Here is a 14,465-nt window from a genome sequence, read left to right as displayed (position 1 = left end):
CGCATAGCAGCGGCCGGCTGGTTATTTTCGATATGTCTTGAACTTCAGCTGTCTTCGCGGCGGCGGATCCGTTTTCCGCTTCCGGCATCGAAGACCCGAACCTTCGAAAGGTCGGGGATGATCGTGACAGCCTGCCCCGCTTGCAGCGGACGCTGTTCCTTGAAGGCCGCGGTAAGGCGATAGCCGCCCGCATCCGACACGATCACCATGTCCGAGCCGGTGTTCTCGACGGCATGAATTGTGGCGGAAATGCCGCCCCCCGGATGCCCCGCAACAATGCCGACATGTTCCGGGCGGATGCCGTACAGAATAGCCTGCCCGTCGCGGCAATCATGACCCGATCCAAGCGAGAGCAGGGTTCCGTCGACAAGCCGCGCCGCCGCCTCGCCATGACCGCCTTCCACACGCGCCTCGACAAGGTTGATCGAGGGCGTGCCGAGAAAGCTGGCAACGAAGGTGTTGACCGGGTCCTCGTACAGCGTCAGCGGCGGTCCCGCCTGCTCAACCCTGCCATCGCGCAGCACGACGATCTTCTGACCGAGCGTCATGGCCTCCACCTGGTCATGCGTCACGTAAACGGAGGTCGTGCCCAGGCGCCGATGCAGATCGGCGATCTCGCCGCGCACCTGTACCCTGAGCTTCGCATCGAGATTGGAGAGTGGTTCGTCGAACAGGAACACCGACGGATCGCGTACGATGGCACGGCCCATCGAAACGCGCTGCCGCTGGCCGCCGGAAAGCGCCTTCGGCAAGCGCTCAAGCAATGGCTCGAGCTCGAGCATACGCGCGGTCTCCTGCACCTTTTCGGCAATCTGCGCCTTCGGCATGCCGGCAAGCTTCAGCACAAAACCCATATTCTCGGCCACCGTCATCTGCGGATAAAGGGCATAGGTCTGAAAGACCATGGCGATATCGCGCTGTTTCGGCGGCAGTTCGGTCACGTCGCGCTCGTCGATCCTTATCGCGCCGCTTGTGACGTCTTCGAGACCGGCGATAATGCGCAGCAGCGTCGACTTTCCCGAACCGGAGGGCCCGATCAGAACACAGAACTCGCCATCTTCGATATCAAGCGACACGTCATGAATCACGTCGACCGCGCCGAAGGACTTGTTGACATTTTTGAGGCTTACTGAACCCATTTTTCACCTGAACCTTTCGCTTAGCCCTTGACCGCGCCGGACATCAGCCCGCGATTGAACTGTTTTTGAAGCAGGAGATAGACAATGATGCAGGGCACCGTGGCGATGACGGTAACGGCGATGAAGATGTTCTGCTGCATGATCTCGTCGACGCGCAGCGAGCGCAGGACAACGGGCAGCGTATAGAGATTGCGGTCGTCGACAGCAATCAGCGGCAGAAGATACTGATCCCAGATCATCAGGAAGCCGAAGATGGTTGCCGTACCCAGCGCCGGCTTGACGAGCGGCAGAACCACGCGCCAGAAGATCTGCAGCTCATTGGCGCCATCGACCCTTGCCGCATCTTCAAGATCGCGCGGAATCGCTTTCATGAACTCCGTCAACAGGAACACCGAGAATGCCCAGCCAACCACCGGCAGGATCATCGCCGCATAGGTGTTGTAGATGGACGTATGCAGGATCGGCAGTTTTGCATGCAGGATCAGGTAGAGCGGGATCGCGATCACTTCATCCGGCAGCATCATCGTCGACAGGATCGCAAGGCTGACGATGGCGGCACCCCGAAACTTCTTGCGGGCGAGCGCATAGGCGGCGAGAGCACTGACCAGCGTCTGCAGTGCCGTCGCGATGACAACGACGAACATGGAGTTGAAGAGGTAGATCCAGACCTTCACTTCCGTCCAGGCGTAGATGAAATGGTCGAGCGTCGGCTGGCTCGGCCAGAGCACCAGCTGACCCGGCTGAACCGTGTTCTTGGTAAAGGCGGTGGCGACAATACCCCAGAACGGGCCGCAAAAGACGATGAGCAACAGGGCATAGACCAGCCCGCGGGCGATACGTTGAGAGAGCGTCATTTTCATCAGATCATCCTCACGTCCGGTCGATCCGGTTCTTCACGGTGACATGGACGATGGTCAGGGTCACCGTGAAGACGAACAGCAGGAAGGACACCGCCGAGGCATAGCCGTAATCGAAGCGCTCGAAACCGGTCTTGAAGATACTGGTCATGATCACTTCGGTGGCGCCGGCCGGCCCGCCGCCGGTTGTGGTGTAGACTTCGGTGAAGACGCGGAAGCCACGGATGAGCGAAAGCATGATCACCACCGAAAAGGCAGGCACGAGACCGGGGATCGTGACATGCCAGAGCTTGCGCAGCGGGCTTGCGCCATCGACATCGGCGGCGTCGTAAAGCTCCCGGTTGATGCCCGCGAGACCGGCGATGAAGATCACCATGTTGTAGGGCACATTTTTCCAGATCTGCAGCAGTATGACGATGAACAGCGCCTGATCGGGATCGGACATGAACCCTTGCGGCGCAACGCCGAAGACGCCAATCAGCTGGTTCACCACGCCGGTCGCCCCTGGATAGAAGAGAATTCTCCAGATTTCGGCGAGAACGGCAATCGATGTCACCGCCGGGAAGAAGATCGCGGTCCGGATCAGGCGGATATGACGGGCCTGCCCCTCCAGAGCCATGGCGACGGCAAAGGCGATCATGCCGCCTGCGAGCGTGGTCACGACGACATAGATAAGCGTATTGAGCGTTGCCGCATGCAACGCGCTGTCGGAAAAGGCGCGTTCAAAATTGGCAAGTCCGACCCACTGGTCGGCGCCGATGAATTTCACCTTGTAGAAGCTCATGAAAAGCCCCTTGACGATGGGCACGAACTTGAACCAGGTGAAAACGATCAGCGCCGGAGCCAGAAAAAGCCAGGGAATAATCCAGCTCAGGTTTTTGGAATGAAACCGCATATGCTCCTCCGCGGAACGCCAGAAAGCTCTGGCAGGCGCCGGAAACACCACCGGCGCCGAAACGTGCGAAAACTGACGGCAATGGCTTGCAGCCGGACATTCTCCGATGGCTGTCAGGCGCTGCGCCACGGAACACAAATGCGCGGCGCCTGACTGTTTGGACGGACCCTACCTGGCGAGGACGCCCTGCTGGTCGAGTTCGGCGTTGATGACCTCGTCTGTGTTCTCAAGGCCAGCCATGATATCGGAATCGCAGCTTGAAAGCACCTGATTGAGACCCTCGGCTGCGGCCTGCCGGATCGGTTTCCAGTTGGGCACGCTGGGGAAATAACGGGCCGACGTGGCATAGAGATCGGCATAGGTTGCCCATGCCGGATCGGGCTGGACCGCCTTGGTATCCACATTCTTGTTGACCGAAAGGCGCACAATCGCGTTGTCGCCGGTACCGGCGGCCATGCCGGTTTCCTGCCCCTTTTCGGAGATCAGATATTCGATGAACTGCTTGGCCGCGTCCTCCTGCTCGGTGGTGACCATCACGAAGGCGGCTTCGCCTTCGGCGAGCTCGGCCTGGCCGGCCGGACCGGCGGGCGGCGCAATGACTTCGAACTTGTCGCGGCCGGGCTCGCGCACGAAAGCCGCGATGTGATACGGTCCGGAGCGATAGATGCCGGCCTGACCCGACGAAAAGACAGGCGTCGCATCGCCGGTGGTCGACGTGATTGCCGCGGGCTGCGCATAGCCTTCGCAGATCATTTTGCGGGCAAAGCCGACAGCTTCGACGACCTCCGGCGTTGCCATGGATGAAACATAGCCGTCGCCCTCAGGCTGCAGGAACTGTCCGCCCGCCTGCCAGATCAGATCCGACATGAACCAGGAGGCATATCCGCGTGTGCTTGAAAGCGGCATCACATAGCCATAGGTGTCATCGGCGCCGTTGCCGTCCGGGTCTTCCTCGGTAAAGGCCTTTGCCAGATTGTAGAGATCGTCCCAGGTTTCCGGCACGTCATAGCCCAGCTTCTCGCGCCAGTCCTTCCGGACGAACACCGCAAAGGCCTGTGCGGAGGTGGGAACGCCATAGTAGTTGCCGTCAGGCGCGTGCACGCTGTTCCATGCGACATCGTAGAGCTGGTCGCCGCCTGAAATCGACTCGCGATCGATCTGCTTGACGATGCCCATCTCCTGCAACTGGCCCATCGACGTGGCATCGTTGATGATCAGGTCCGGCAGGCTGCCGCCCGCCGCCGCCCGTGCAAGACGCGTTTCAAAATCGATATTGGCCAGAAACAAATCGACATTGATGCCGGTTTCGGCGGTAAAGCCGTCGATGATGCGTTCAATCGTCGGGCGCTCGGCGTCGCCATAGCGCATCCAGACTTCAAGCGTTTCGGCGGAATAGGCTGTTGTTGCAAGCGTCGTGCCTGCCAGCACCACGGCTGCGAAAGCTCCTGCTTTCCTCATGGGAAACCTCCTCAAAGTTGTCTTTTCCCTGCACGCCTCCCGGATAGGACCTTCAGATGACCCACGGCAGGGCATGCTCTCCTGAGCATGGGCGGACTATACGCACAGATTTTTCGACAAATCAAGAAAACGTTTAACTAAAATTTTCTCGTGTTATGAGCGACACTTAGTGGTATATAGAAGGCTATATCGGGCCTGACAGGTGGGCAATTACGGCGATAGAAAGCGTTCCCGCCCGTTAGAAACAGCATCGAGACAATCTCATTCCTGGAATGAGATGATATTATAGGAAAGCGTTTACCTCGTATGAGCCGCCAACGAAGACCGACGATACGCGATGTGGCGGAAAGAGCCGGCGTTTCCATTGCAACCGTTTCCAAATATGTAAACAGGCAGCAATCCTTCTCCCAGCCGGTCGAGGACAAGCTGCGCAGCGCCATCAAGGAACTGAGCTATAGCCAGAACCCGCTTGCACGCTCTATGGTAACAGGACGGACGACGGCGATCGGACTTGCCGTCATGGATATCGCCAACCCGCATTATGCCAATGTGGTCAAAGGCGCCAACCGCGTGGCACTGGAAAACGGCTACAATCTCCTCGTCGTCGACATGGAAGAGAGCATCGCAGCGGCCCGGCCGCTGCTCGAGGCTCTCTCACCGCGCACCGACGGGCTGATTGTCAGCGCCCGCATTCCGCAGGATGTCGTGGAATGGCTGGCCGACCTCGACAAGCCGGTGGCCTTTCTTGGCCAGCCGGAACGCGACGATGTTCTCACTGTCGGCACGGACAGCGTTCAGGTCGCCTCGCTCCTGGCGCAATATCTGGTGCGCCAGGGCTTCAGGAAGTTCGGCTATGTCGGCTATTCGCGGGCATCATGGAATATCGAACGTCTTCGCGGATTGCGCGACGTTCTGGATCCCGCAGGACTGGACCTGCAAGTCTTTGATGTTGAGGAACCAACCAGCGAGGCCGGCGAGCGGGCGGCCGCCCGCGCGCTGCTGAACCCGGATCGTCCTGATGTCATCATCGGCTGCAACGACCTCGTCGCAATCGGCCTGATGAGTGAAGCGCGCGCGCTTGGCTTCAAGGTGCCCGATGACGTGGCCTTTGCCGGCATCGATAATATTCCGACAAGCCGATACATAACGCCGCCGCTGACCACCGTCGACGTCTGCAGCCAGGCAACGGGTGAGGTCGTCATGAAGCGGATCATGGCAATGATCGAGGACAAGCCGCAGCCGGAAGGCCTGGCACTGGAACCCGCCCTCATCATTCGCGGGTCAACGCAACGGAGTGATGTGACCCGTGAAAACTGAACAGGTGAGATAAGTAGTTCCCGGCCCTTCGGTTCGGCGTTGTGGCGCCAGCGGAAGCCACGATGGCAAAAGCCCCGATCGCTCGTCTCGGACGGCAGTAGCTCGCGACGCAGGGTCCGATAATATCGGGATGGCAGACAGCCCCCCCTCAGATTGGTTCCTTCGGCTTTCGGCCGATAGGCAAACGGTCGGATAGACGGAACAGCGCAGGAAACGCCCGTCGACTTCATCCCCATGGCCGTGTCTTTTTCCCTCGTTGGCCTTTGTGCGGCGTGGGAACTCAGCACTTCGGCGACGCGGGCATGGACAGGCGCTTCATTGCAAACTGTCTTTCATGAGCAGGACGGACAGGCGGAAGCCCTGGCTGTGCATGTCGAAGAAACCGTTGGTGAAGTCGAAGAAGTAGAACATGTCGGGCATCGCTTCCGAGGATGTCCAGAACAACGCGCCGTCGCCTTGCCGCGCGGCGTCGTCAATCGCCTCGTTCAGCCCAAGATCGCGCGCCGCGCCGGAACAGCTCCCTGCGCCGGCGTCCCATAGCATGTTGGATCCGCCACGCGGTAGGCTGACTGACCCCAAAGTGTTTCCGCAAGACGGATTGAGACATACCCTTGTCGGACTGCAGCAGCAATCCCATCGCCTTGAGCCATGTGCTCAAAGTTTGTCTTGTCGAATGCATCGGGGTGTGGGTCGTCACCTTGAACTGGAACCGGCAATCGCCGCTTGAGCATTGATTAAGACCGCGCAGGATTTTGAACTGCTCTTGTTACCGCCCCGTGTCGCCGGCTCGAAGCATGTTGCGATGACGAATGGCGGGACGAGGACTGACCAGTCAAGGCCCCCGAAACAAATCCGTTGACAGCATATAGAGCAATTTATATTCTCTTAAATGGGACTATATTACATAATAATGGAGCAGCAATCATGAACCGTCTTCTCTCTCAATTGTCATGCGCTTCGGCGCTGGCGCTCGCGATGGCCGTGTCCGGCCACGCCCAGGCGCAAACCGAAGTCGATGTCGCCATGATCGGCGAACCCGATACGTTCGACCCCATGGTCTCCACCAAGGACGTGGTCAGCATCGTGACCCAGCACTTCGTCGAGACCCTGTTCACCTTCGACGACAATTGGGCGACGGTTCCGCTGCTTGCCGCGGCCATGCCCGATGTCAGCGATGACGGGCTGACTTATGTCATTCCGATCCGCGAAGGCGTCACCTTCCACGACGGCTCCACCATGGATTCGGCTGACGTTGTCGGCTCGCTGGAGCGTTGGCTCGAAGTGGCCTCCCGCGGCAAGAGCGTCGCCGCCTATGTCGACAGCGTCGAGGCGACCGGCGATTATGAGGTGACCATCAAGCTCAACCAGCCTTACGCGCCGCTTCTTTCCCTGCTCGCATTCTCAAACTCGGCGGCGGTGGTCTATCCCGAGGAGATCCTCGCCGACCATATCGACAATGTGGTCGGAACCGGTCCTTACGAGATAGCCGACTATGTGCCGGACCAGTACATCCAGCTCGTCCGCTTCGACGGCTATACCCAGCCGACGGGCGCGGCCGAACGCAAACAGATTCCCGATGAAATCCGCTTCGTGCCCGTTACCGATCCGAATACGCGGGTTGAGGGCTTGCTTTCCGGCCAGTTCGATTTTGCCGACAGTCTGTCGTCGGAATCTTATGACAGGCTGGAGTCGAGCGACGTCGCCGAGCCATTGCTGCTGGAGCCCTTCGGTTGGCCGCTGTTCGCAATGAACCACAAGAAGGGCATGATGACCGATATCGAGGTCCGCAAAGCCGTCCAGGCCGCCCTGCCCTTCGACGACATGCTGTATGCCGCCTTTGGCGACGAGAAATTCTATCAGGTCGAAGGCGCGATGTACCCGGAAGGCTGGGTCTGGAACAATGACGGCGGCGTCGAACTCTATAATCAGAACGATATAAAAGCCGCCGCCGAGCACCTGGAGAAGGCGGGTTATGACGACACGCCGCTGCGCATCCTGACCTCGCGCCAGTACGAGTTCCACTACCAGATGGCCCTGGTCGCAAAAGCCGCACTTGAAGCCGCCGGCTTCAACGTACAGATGGATGTCGTGGACTGGGCCACACTCGCCGAGCGACGCAACAACCCCGATCTGTGGGATATCTACATCACCCACTCCCCGTTCCTGCCCGAGCCGGCGCTGATCTCCAGCTTTTCAGCCGAAGCGCGTGAAGGCTGGAATGATCCGGTCAAGAACGAGATATACGCCCGTTTCACCACCGAGACGGATCCGGAAACCCGCAAGGCCGTGTTCAAGGAACTCCAGACCGAACTTTACGAGAATGTCGGCTTCATCAAGATCGGCAACTTCAATGCGCTTCAAGGCAAGTCGAAGACGCTCGAAGGCGTCAGCGCTTCGCCGTGGCCGCAGTTCTGGAATGCCTCGACGTCCGAATAACGAGGCATGCCGGCGCGGCACCTTGATCGCTGCGCCGGCCGGCTCCTGAAAAGTCCTTCATGGTCGCGAGACGTCGAATGCGGTTATCGTCCGGGGTTCGGATATGCTTCGTCGATATGCCAGGGAATCGAACTGAATGACAAATTATCTCATCAGGCGCTTTATGGGCATGGTGGTCGTGACCTTCCTCGTGCTGACGATCGCCTTCGTGCTTGTGCGGCTCGCGCCGGGAGATCCGGCGGCCCTGATGCTGGGGCCGGACGCGACGCCTCAGGACGTCATGGATCTGCGCGCCAGCCTCGGCCTCGATCAACCCATCTTCGTGCAATACCTCACCTTCGTCGCCAATGCCGCACAGGGCGATCTCGGACGCTCGCTGTTCTTCGACAATTCGGTGACCTCGGTGCTGGCGGCGCGGGCCGAACCGACCGTGTTCCTGTCGCTGTTCTCGCTGATCTTCGCCCTCGTCATCGCCACGCCGATCGGCATCTACGCCGCCTACCGGCGCGGCTCGGCGCTGGATCAGTCGGCGGTGACGACCGCCATGCTCGCCGCATCGGTTCCGAGCTTCCTGACCGGCCTCATCTTTCAGCGCTATCTCGCCACCGAACTCGGCTGGTTTCCCGCCTCCGGCTATGGCGGGCCCGACGCCGGTTTCCTCGATCGGATGTGGCATCTTGTGCTGCCCTCGATCACGCTCGGCATCGTGAACTCCGCGCTGATCCTGCGTTTCACCCGCGCTTCGATGCTGGACATTCTCAGCGAAGACTATGTGCGCACCGCCCGGGCCAAAGGCATGAGCGAGCGCCGCGTGGTGCTGCGTCACGCGCTCAAGAACGCCGGCATTCCGATCATCACCGTCGTCGGGCTCACCTTCGCGCTGCTGGTGGCCGGCGCCGTCGTCACGGAGCGGGTGTTCAATCTGCCGGGGCTTGGCAGCCTTGTGGTGAATGCGGTGCTGCGGCGGGATTATCCGGTGATCCAGGGCACGCTCATCGTGGTGGCGATCCTCTACGTCTTCATCAATCTTCTGACCGACCTTCTCTATCTGGTCATCGACAAGCGGGTGCGGTACTGACCATGGCCGATACGACACTTTCCTCAAGCACGCCGGACACGGCCGAACCGGAAGGCACGGGCGAACCCGGTTTCTTCCGTGTCCTGCTTGCGCGGCGCTCGGTTCAGGTCTCGCTGGTCGTGTTCCTGACAATCGCGATTCTCTGTCTGTTCGCATCGCTGGTGGCGCCCGCCAATCCCGATGCGATGTCGGTGCGCATGCGCCTGCAGGGACCGAGTGCTGCCCACTGGTTCGGCACGGATGCGTTCGGACGCGATGTTCTGTCGCGCCTTCTCTACGCAGGGCGCTCTTCGCTCAGCATCGGGCTTTCGGTGGCGATCCTGTCGTCGCTGATTGGCGTGGTGATTGGCCTGACGGCAGGCTTCTTCAGCCGGCTCGACTGGCCGTTTTCGCGGTTGATCGACGCGATGATGGCGTTTCCGGACATCCTCATGGCGCTGTCGCTCGTCGCGATTTTCGGCGGCACCCTCACCAATGTCGTGGTCGCGCTCTCGATCGTTTATGCGCCGCGCGTCGCCCGCATCGTCCGCGCCTCGACGATGGTCATCCGCGAAATGCCTTATGTCGAGGCCGCCCGGGCTCTGGGAACGCGGACCTGGCGCATCATGATCACGCATGCGCTGCGCAACATCGTTTCGCCGATCCTGGTGCAGGCCACCTTCATCTTCGCCTATGCGATGCTGGCCGAGGCCGGCCTCTCTTTCCTCGGCATCGGCGTCGATCCCGAGACGCCGACCTGGGGCATCATGGTGAATGAGGGCCGCCAGTACCTCGACTCAGCCATCTATCTCATCCTGTTTCCGGGCGTTGCCATATCGCTGTCCGTACTGACGCTCCAGATCGTCGGCGACGCGCTGCGCGACGCTCTCGACCCGCATCTTGCCAAGGAAGCCTGAATGTCTCTCACCCTCGTCAATTTCCGCATTATCGGGTTCGATGACGCGCCCGATCAAATCCACATCGGCGATGACGGCCTGGTCGCGAAGAACGCCGCGCCGGACGCCCGGATCATCGATTGCAACGGCGCCTTTCTGTCGCCCGGCTGGTGCGACCTGCATGTCCATGTCTGGCATGGCGGCACGGACATTTCGGTGCGGGCCTCGCAGGCAGGCCGGCCGACCGGCGTCACCGCCATGGCCGATGCCGGCTCGGCCGGTGAGGCAAGCTTTCACGGTTTGCGCGAATACGTGATCGACCGCCAGTCCGAAACCGTCCGGGCGTTTCTCAATATCGGCTCGATCGGCCTCGTCGCCTGCAACCGGGTGCCGGAACTGATCGACTGGCGCTCGATCGACATCGACAAGACGCTGGCCGTGGTCGAGGCCAATCGCGACGTCATCTGCGGCATCAAGGTTCGCGCCTCGGGCGTGATCGTCGGCTCCTGGGGGATCACGCCCGCCAAGATCGCCAAGCGCGTCGCCGAAATGACCAAGCTGCCGCTGATGGTGCATGTAGGCGAACCGCCGCCGCTGATTGACGAGGTCTTCGAACTTCTGACGCCGGGCGATATCGTGACCCATTGTTTCAACGGCAAGGCCGCCGGCTCGATCCGCGACACCGATGCGCTGTTCAAGATGGCGCAGGACATGGCGGCGCGGGGCATATTGATGGATATCGGACATGGCGGGGCCTCGTTCAATTTCGAGACCGCACGCGCCTCGATGGCCGATGGCCTGAAACCGTTCTCGATCTCGACGGACCTTCACCTCCACAGCATCGAGGACCCGGTGCGCGACCTCGCGACCACCATGTCCAAGCTCTACGGCCTCGGATTGTCGTTCGAGGACTGTATCGAGGCGGTCTGCGCCGGACCGCGCGGCGTGCTCGGTCTCAGCGGGCGCGGCGGTCTTGCCGCGGGCACGCGCGCCGATTTCACGGTTTTCGATTTTGCCGAGGCTTCGCTGCCGGTCCTCGACAGCCAGGGCAACAGCATGACGCTGGAACGGCTGTTCGAGCCGCGCATGACGGTGATCGGCAACGATGTTCAGCCGGCCGCGCGGAGGGCCTCATGAACGAGGACGCCATTCTGGATGTCCGGGGACTGAACGTCCGCTTTCGCGGCCAGGGGCGCGAGGTGACGGCGCTGCGCGACGTCAGCTTCAGCATCGGCCGCGGCCGGACGCTTGCGCTGGTGGGCGAGAGCGGCTCCGGTAAATCGGTGACCTCGCTGGCGCTGATGGGCCTGCTGCCGCCGAACGGCAGGATCGCGGCGGGCACGCTTGCCTATCGCCACCGCGACGGCCGCGTGCTCGAACTGACGGAACTCGGCAAGGCGGAACGGCGGCGGCTGCGCGGCGTCCAGATGTCGATGATTTTCCAGGAGCCGATGTCGTCGCTCAACCCGCTGTTCACGATCGGAGATCAGATCGGCGAGATGCTGTTCCTGCACGAGACCATGGACGCGGCGACGCGCCGCAAACGCACGATCGAAATGCTGGAACTGGTCGAGATCCCCGAAGCCGCAAGGCGGATGGACAGCTACCCCCATGAACTCTCGGGCGGCATGCGCCAGCGCGTGATGATTGCCATGGCGATGATCTGCAAGCCTTCGCTGCTGATCGCCGATGAGCCGACGACCGCGCTCGATGTCACGATCCAGGCGCAGATCCTCGACCTGATGCGGCAGTTGCAGAAGGATTTCGGCATGTCGATCCTGTTCATCACCCATGACATGGGCGTGGTGGCCGAGATGGCGGACGATGTCGCGGTCATGTATGCCGGCGGGGTGGTCGAGCAGGCCGGCGTCGACGCGCTCTTCAACGACACCCGGCATCCTTACACGAAGGGACTTCTCTCCTCGATACCGGGGCCATGGCGCCCGCGCGGCGAACGGCTGGTGCCGATTCCGGGTTCCGTGCCGCCGATTGCCAGCCTGCCGCCGGGATGCGCATTCGCGCCGCGCTGCGGTTATGCCGAACCGCGCTGTCGCGAGCCGGTTGCGCTGACGCGCAAGGCGCCCGACCATCTCGCCGCCTGCATCCTGGAAGGTAGTCTGGCGCCATGACAGAGCCGTTTATCAGCATTCGCAACATGACCAAGACGTTCGGCCCTGCGAGCGACCCGGTCTATGCCGTCAACGACGTCAGCTTCGATATCCCGAAGGGGTCGATAACGGGGCTGGTCGGAGAAAGCGGTTCGGGAAAGTCCACGCTGGGGCGCAGCCTGCTCAGGCTGATCGAGCCGACATCGGGCAGCACGGTTTTCGACGGCTGCGACCTCAACAGCCTGAAGGCCGGCGATCTGAGGGCCATGCGGCAGCGCATGCAGATGGTGTTTCAGGACCCGGTCTCCTCTCTCAACCCCAGGCTTTCGGTCGAGGCGATCATTGCCGAAGGTCTCGTCGCGCATGGCATCGGCTCGCGGCGCACCCGCCGCGACAAGGTGGCTTCGCTTCTGGAGGAGGTCGGTCTCAGCGCCGACCACATGCGGCGCTATCCGCACGAATTCTCGGGCGGCCAGCGTCAGCGCATCGGCATTGCCCGCGCGCTCGCGCTGGAGCCGGAATTCATCGTCGCCGACGAGAGCGTCTCCGCCCTCGATGTGTCGATCCAGGCGCAGGTGCTCAATCTGCTGCTCGATCTGCGCGAACGGCGCAACCTGACCATGCTGTTCATCGCCCACGACCTGTCGGTGGTCGACTATCTCTGCGATCAGGTCGCTGTCATGTATCTGGGCCGGCTGATGGAAATCGGTCCCGCAGCCGATATCCACGAACGTCCGCGCCACCCCTACACGCTGGCGCTGAACTCGGCAATTCCGATGCCGCGGCCTGGCGCCGCGCGCAACCGGGAGGTCCTCAAGGGCGATATCCCCAGTCCGATGTCGCCGCCATCCGGATGCGTCTTTCGGACCCGATGCGCGCATGCGCGCGAGATCTGCGCCTCCGGCATTCCCTCGCCCGTGGAGGTTTCCGCGGGTCATTACAGTCACTGCAAGAGAATAGAGGCAATTGGTGAAAATTGATAATTTGCGGGAATCGCCCGAGGCGAGACTCGTCCGGTCCGGCCTCGCGCTCCCGGCGGATCCGCCCCGGCCGGTGGGCTCGTTCTGCAACGTACGCCGGTCCGGCAACCTGCTGTTCGTATCCGGTCAGGGGCCCGTGCTCGCCGATGGCACGCTGATGACCGGGAAGGTCGGCGACACGGTTTCGGCGGAAGAGGCGCGTGAACATGCCGAACTCGTCGCGATCAACATCCTCACCGCCCTGCGCGCGTTTTGCGACGGCTCGCTCGACCGGGTGAGAGGCGTGGTGAAACTGCTTGGCCTCGTCAACGCGACGCCGGAGTTTTCGCGCCACCCCTATGTCATCGACGGCGCCTCGGATCTGCTCGCCCCCATCTTCGGACAGGCCGGCATTCACTCGCGCTCCGCGTTTGGCGTGGGCTCGCTGCCCAACCAGATCACGGTCGAGATCGAGGCAATCTTCGAAATCGATGCGGACGGCATTCAAGCCGGAACAATGGCGGACGTTCTATGACCCACGGCGCGCTCGACAAGTTTTGCGGCCTCGCGCACCTGCACGGAAATGCTGTCGAACTTCTCCTCGAGCCGGTGGCGCGGCATGACCACGGACATGGTGAGCTGGCAGGCGCCGTCAGCGTCGCGGATGGGGGCGGCGATGCAGACCACGCCCTCCTCGGAACTGCCCGACTGCACCGAAAGCCCTTCGAGAAAGTCCTTGCGGCTGCGCTCGGAAAGAGCTTCCGGATCGGTTTCGGCAAGCCCGGTGTTGGAGGGACGGGCGCTTTCGGCGAAGGCGGCGGCGCGTTCGGCCGGATCGAGGTGGCCGAGCAGAAGCAGGCCCGAGGCGGTCCAGTTGAGCGGAACGCGGGTGCCGACATCGGAGGTCACGCGAAAGTGGCCCTCGCCCTCGGCCATGCCGATGACGACCATCATGCCGCCGTCGCGGGCGCAGACCTGAACCATCTCGCCGGTTCGCCGGCTGAGCGCGAGCATCTCCTTCTCGGCCTCGACATACATGTTCATGCGCGAGCGGTAGGCAAGGCCGTAATGCATCAGCCGCGGTCCGAACCAGACAAGGCTCTCGGACGTCCGGCTCAACATGCCGCGTTCGACCAGTTCATCGATCAGTCGGTAGATCGTGGAAACCGGCGCGGCGGCGCTCTTGGCAAGTTCGTAGGCGGTCATGGGACGCCTGTAGTCGAGCAGGATATCCATGATCTGCAGCGTCCTGTCGATACCGCTGGTGCGCGAACGCGGCGCTTTGCTGGTGTCTTGCATTCCAGTTCCGACCTTCCTTGTTTGACGTCTCTTATTTCATAATT

General features: G+C 61.6%; 14 protein-coding genes and 1 pseudogene. 8 read left to right on the top strand and 7 right to left on the bottom strand.

All coding sequences use genetic code 11. From position 1 onward, the window contains the following. Window positions 1-44: 44 nt before the first annotated feature. The 4 genes from AZF01_RS21340 to AZF01_RS21325 all read right to left on the bottom strand — a co-directional run bounded on the left by AZF01_RS21340 (window position 45) and on the right by AZF01_RS21325 (window position 4,349). On the bottom strand, window positions 45-1,139 hold the full coding sequence (locus tag AZF01_RS21340) for an ABC transporter ATP-binding protein (protein WP_024708587.1): 1,095 nt from the start codon (window positions 1,137-1,139) through the stop codon (window positions 45-47). 20 nt (window positions 1,140-1,159) lie between these two features. Next, on the bottom strand, window positions 1,160-1,999 hold the full coding sequence (locus AZF01_RS21335) for a carbohydrate ABC transporter permease (protein ID WP_024708588.1): 840 nt from the start codon (window positions 1,997-1,999) through the stop codon (window positions 1,160-1,162). 10 nt (window positions 2,000-2,009) lie between these two features. After that, window positions 2,010-2,891, bottom strand: coding sequence for a carbohydrate ABC transporter permease (locus tag AZF01_RS21330; protein ID WP_024708589.1), 882 nt, complete (start codon window positions 2,889-2,891; stop codon window positions 2,010-2,012). Window positions 2,892-3,059: 168 nt separating this feature from the next. Continuing rightward, complete coding sequence (locus tag AZF01_RS21325) at window positions 3,060-4,349, bottom strand: sugar ABC transporter substrate-binding protein (protein ID WP_024708590.1); 1,290 nt, start codon at window positions 4,347-4,349, stop codon at window positions 3,060-3,062. A 339-nt stretch (window positions 4,350-4,688) separates the two neighbouring features. Here AZF01_RS21325 and AZF01_RS21320 point away from each other — a divergent pair, with 339 nt between their 5' ends. Continuing rightward, window positions 4,689-5,666 carry a LacI family DNA-binding transcriptional regulator gene (locus AZF01_RS21320; protein ID WP_161633038.1) on the top strand — a complete coding sequence of 326 codons (978 nt, stop codon included), beginning with the start codon at window positions 4,689-4,691 and terminating at the stop codon, window positions 5,664-5,666. A 315-nt stretch (window positions 5,667-5,981) separates the two neighbouring features. Here AZF01_RS21320 and AZF01_RS24160 read toward each other — a convergent pair whose 3' ends face one another. Then, window positions 5,982-6,209 carry a hypothetical protein gene (locus tag AZF01_RS24160; RefSeq protein ID WP_024708592.1) on the bottom strand — a complete coding sequence of 76 codons (228 nt, stop codon included), beginning with the start codon at window positions 6,207-6,209 and terminating at the stop codon, window positions 5,982-5,984. Beyond that, window positions 6,202-6,408, bottom strand: a pseudogene (locus AZF01_RS23695) (IS1595 family transposase); the annotation flags it as partial. The pseudogene AZF01_RS23695 and the gene AZF01_RS24160, both read right to left, overlap by 8 nt. A 182-nt stretch (window positions 6,409-6,590) precedes the next feature. On the opposite strand from AZF01_RS23695, the gene AZF01_RS21310 reads away from it, so the two are divergent. The 7 genes from AZF01_RS21310 to AZF01_RS21280 all read left to right on the top strand — a co-directional run bounded on the left by AZF01_RS21310 (window position 6,591) and on the right by AZF01_RS21280 (window position 13,657). Further along, entirely contained in the window at window positions 6,591-8,102 is a 1,512-nt protein-coding gene (locus AZF01_RS21310) for an ABC transporter substrate-binding protein (protein ID WP_036237344.1), read from the top strand. Window positions 8,103-8,238: 136 nt separating this feature from the next. Continuing rightward, the gene (locus tag AZF01_RS21305; RefSeq protein WP_024708594.1) at window positions 8,239-9,180 is read left to right on the top strand and encodes an ABC transporter permease; all 942 of its coding nucleotides are present in this window, start codon (window positions 8,239-8,241) and stop codon (window positions 9,178-9,180) included. A 2-nt stretch (window positions 9,181-9,182) separates the two neighbouring features. Then, window positions 9,183-10,076, top strand: a complete 894-nt coding sequence (locus tag AZF01_RS21300; RefSeq protein WP_024708595.1) for an ABC transporter permease — start codon at window positions 9,183-9,185, stop codon at window positions 10,074-10,076. After that, on the top strand, window positions 10,077-11,192 hold the full coding sequence (locus tag AZF01_RS21295) for an amidohydrolase/deacetylase family metallohydrolase (RefSeq protein ID WP_061449910.1): 1,116 nt from the start codon (window positions 10,077-10,079) through the stop codon (window positions 11,190-11,192). Further along, a complete protein-coding gene (locus AZF01_RS21290) occupies window positions 11,189-12,184 on the top strand; it encodes an ABC transporter ATP-binding protein (RefSeq protein ID WP_024706017.1) in 996 nt (331 codons plus the stop codon). Before AZF01_RS21295 ends, AZF01_RS21290 begins: the two co-directional genes overlap by 4 nt. Further along, window positions 12,181-13,143 (top strand): ABC transporter ATP-binding protein, encoded by a 963-nt coding sequence (locus tag AZF01_RS21285; protein WP_024706016.1) that lies wholly within the window; start codon window positions 12,181-12,183, stop codon window positions 13,141-13,143. The genes AZF01_RS21290 and AZF01_RS21285 overlap by 4 nt, the downstream gene beginning before the upstream one ends. Further along, window positions 13,133-13,657, top strand: a complete 525-nt coding sequence (locus AZF01_RS21280) for a RidA family protein (RefSeq protein ID WP_230721159.1) — start codon at window positions 13,133-13,135, stop codon at window positions 13,655-13,657. Before AZF01_RS21285 ends, AZF01_RS21280 begins: the two co-directional genes overlap by 11 nt. On the opposite strand, the gene AZF01_RS21275 is transcribed toward AZF01_RS21280, so the two are convergent. Continuing rightward, window positions 13,627-14,421, bottom strand: a complete 795-nt coding sequence (locus tag AZF01_RS21275; protein WP_024706014.1) for an IclR family transcriptional regulator — start codon at window positions 14,419-14,421, stop codon at window positions 13,627-13,629. The two genes, AZF01_RS21280 and AZF01_RS21275, sit on opposite strands and share 31 nt — an antisense overlap. Window positions 14,422-14,465: the final 44 nt, after the last annotated feature.

This window comes from Martelella sp. AD-3, from assembly GCF_001578105.1.
Classification (GTDB): Bacteria; Pseudomonadota; Alphaproteobacteria; order Rhizobiales; family Rhizobiaceae; genus Martelella.
Note: the sequence above shows the minus strand (reverse complement) of the source record. Positions and strands in the feature narration are given on the sequence as shown.

Excerpts from the sequence above, each read along its gene's own strand:
- AZF01_RS21340 (WP_024708587.1), bottom strand. The coding sequence starts at position 1,139 with ATGGGTTCAGTAAGCCTCAAAAATGTCAACAAGTCCTTCGGCGCGGTC.
- AZF01_RS21290 (WP_024706017.1), top strand. The coding sequence starts at position 11,189 with ATGAACGAGGACGCCATTCTGGATGTCCGGGGACTGAACGTCCGCTTT.
- AZF01_RS21305 (WP_024708594.1), top strand. The coding sequence starts at position 8,239 with ATGACAAATTATCTCATCAGGCGCTTTATGGGCATGGTGGTCGTGACC.
- AZF01_RS21325 (WP_024708590.1), bottom strand. The coding sequence starts at position 4,349 with ATGAGGAAAGCAGGAGCTTTCGCAGCCGTGGTGCTGGCAGGCACGACG.
- AZF01_RS21295 (WP_061449910.1), top strand. The coding sequence starts at position 10,077 with ATGTCTCTCACCCTCGTCAATTTCCGCATTATCGGGTTCGATGACGCG.
- AZF01_RS21275 (WP_024706014.1), bottom strand. The coding sequence starts at position 14,421 with ATGCAAGACACCAGCAAAGCGCCGCGTTCGCGCACCAGCGGTATCGAC.
- AZF01_RS21335 (WP_024708588.1), bottom strand. The coding sequence starts at position 1,999 with ATGAAAATGACGCTCTCTCAACGTATCGCCCGCGGGCTGGTCTATGCC.
- AZF01_RS21310 (WP_036237344.1), top strand. The coding sequence starts at position 6,591 with ATGAACCGTCTTCTCTCTCAATTGTCATGCGCTTCGGCGCTGGCGCTC.
- AZF01_RS21330 (WP_024708589.1), bottom strand. The coding sequence starts at position 2,891 with ATGCGGTTTCATTCCAAAAACCTGAGCTGGATTATTCCCTGGCTTTTT.
- AZF01_RS21300 (WP_024708595.1), top strand. The coding sequence starts at position 9,183 with ATGGCCGATACGACACTTTCCTCAAGCACGCCGGACACGGCCGAACCG.
- AZF01_RS24160 (WP_024708592.1), bottom strand. The coding sequence starts at position 6,209 with ATGCTATGGGACGCCGGCGCAGGGAGCTGTTCCGGCGCGGCGCGCGAT.
- AZF01_RS21285 (WP_024706016.1), top strand. The coding sequence starts at position 12,181 with ATGACAGAGCCGTTTATCAGCATTCGCAACATGACCAAGACGTTCGGC.